The sequence below is a fragment of the Kitasatospora sp. NPDC023120 genome (assembly GCF_055560835.1).
Genome location: NZ_JBVHHY010000101.1, coordinates 1 through 2,174 on the forward strand (window position 1 = coordinate 1; position 2,174 = coordinate 2,174).

Sequence of the window (2,174 nt, forward strand, 5' to 3'; positions counted from 1 at the left end):
TAGATCACATACGCCAGACCCTCCGACTCCACCGACACCACGGGTGCCGACACCGGAGCCATCTCCAGCGCCATCTGCACCAGCGGCGCGTCCACGGTAACCGTCAGCATCCGCCGAACCGGCAGCTCCTCCAGCACCTCCTCCGAGCCCACCAGCGCAACCGCCCGGCTGTCCGCCAGCATGAACGCGACACGCTCCACCGGCGCCTGCGGGTCCACCGGCAGATACGCCGCCCCGGCCTTCAGCACCGCCAGCAGCGACACCACCAGCTCGACACCGCGCTCCAAGCAGACCGCGACCACCGACTCCGCACCCACACCACGATCCACCAGGTAGTGCGCCAGACGGTTCGCCCGCTCATCCAACTCGCGGTACGTCAGCTCGACACCCTCACCCACCACGGCAACCGCATCCGGCGCCTCCGCCACCCGAGCCGCGAACACCCCCGGAACCGTCGACCCCGATACGTCCAGCGCGGTGTCGTTCCACTCCACCAGCACCCGACGACGCTCGGTCTCGTCCAGCACATCGACCCCGCTCAGGCGGGTCTCCGGGTCGAGCAGCACCGTCTCCAGCACCCGCACCCAGCGCGCGGCGATCCGTTCCACCGACGACTGGTCGAACAGGTCCGCAGCGGCAGTCACCCAGCAGCGCAGACCCGCCGGCCGGCCGGCGGCGTCGAACATCTCCCCGGCCGTCACGTCCAGGTCAACCTTCGCCGTCGCCGAACCCGCCATGCCGGCCGGCGCGGCGCCGGTCCGCACGCCCGGCAGGTCGAGCGCCGCCGCCGCGATGTTCATCACGGTCAGCGTCACCTGGAACAGCGGGTTACGCGAGCGGGAGCGAGCGGGAGCCAGCTCCTCCACCAGCTTCTCGAACGGCACGTCCTGGTGCTCGAACGCTGCCAGCCCGTTCTTGCGCACCCGTCCCAGCAGTTGGCGGAACGAAGGGTCACCGGACAGGTCGGTCCGCATGACCAGGGTGTTGACGAAACACCCGATCAGATCGTCCAGCGCCTCGTCGGTGCGACCGGCCACCGGGGTGCCGAACGGAATGTCGAGGCCGGCGCCCAGCCGAGAGAGCAGCATCGCGGACACGGACTGCAGCAGCATGAACAGCGTCACGCCCTCGCCCTGTGCCAACTCCACCAGCTTCTGGTGCAGTTCGGCGGGGACGTCGAACCCGGTGACGTTCGCCCGGTTGCTCGCGACTGCGGGGCGCGGCCGGTCGAACGGCAACTCCAACTCCTCCGGGGCCCCCGCCAGGGCCTGCTTCCAGTAGGCGACCTGGCGGGAAATCACACTGTCCGGGTCCTGCTCGTCGCCCAGGAGTTCCCGCTGCCACAGCGCGTAGTCCGCGTACTGCACCGGCAGCGGCTCCCACTCGGGCGCCCGGCCCTCCCGGCGCGCCGCATAGGCAGCGGACAGGTCCCGACCCAGCGGAGCCCGCGACCAGCCGTCACTCGCGATGTGGTGGACGGCCAGCGCCAGCACATGCTCATCGGGCGCGACCGTGAAGAGCGACGCGCGGATCGGGAGGTCGACCGACAGATCGAACACGCGCCTGACGGAGCCGGCGATCGCGTCCTGCAGGTCGTCCGGCTCGACGGCGGCCAGCTCCAGCTTCCAGTCGAGTTCGTCCATCTCCAGGACCCGCTGGTAGGGCTCGTCGTCGGCCACCGCGTACACGGTGCGCAGCACCTCGTGCCGCTCGATGACGTCGAGCAGCGCCGCCTCGAGGGCCGCCTTGTCGACGTCGCCGAACAGCCGCCCCACGATGGGGCTGTTGTAGGTGGTGTTCGGGCCTTCGAGCAGGCCGACGAACCAGAGCCGGAGCTGCGCGAACGACAGTGGCAGCCGCTCCGGCTCTGCGGCGACCAGCGCGGCTCGGGCCAGCTCGGCTCCGGACAGTCGGGCCGCGAGCCCGGCCACCGTCGGCGCCTCGAACAGCGTACGCAGCGGCAGTTCGACGCCCATGGTCGTCCGGATCCTGCTCACCAGCCTGGTGGCCAGCAGCGAGTGCCCGCCGAGTCGGAAGAAGTCGTCCTCGACGCTCACCTTCTCCAGGCCCAGCACGTGCGCGAACGCCTCGCAGAGGAGCTCTTCCTCGGGGGTGGCCGGTGCCCGGCCCGCACCCGCCGTGTACTCCGGGGCGGGCAGCGCGCGGCGGTCGAC

At 71.0% G+C, this 2,174-nt stretch carries 1 protein-coding gene; it reads right to left on the reverse strand.

Features of this window, described 5'->3' with window-relative positions; genetic code table 11:
- Window positions 1–2,174, reverse strand: a 2,174-nt coding sequence (locus ACZ3TI_RS40875; protein ID WP_465735654.1) for a condensation domain-containing protein, incomplete at both ends; no start/stop codon positions are given.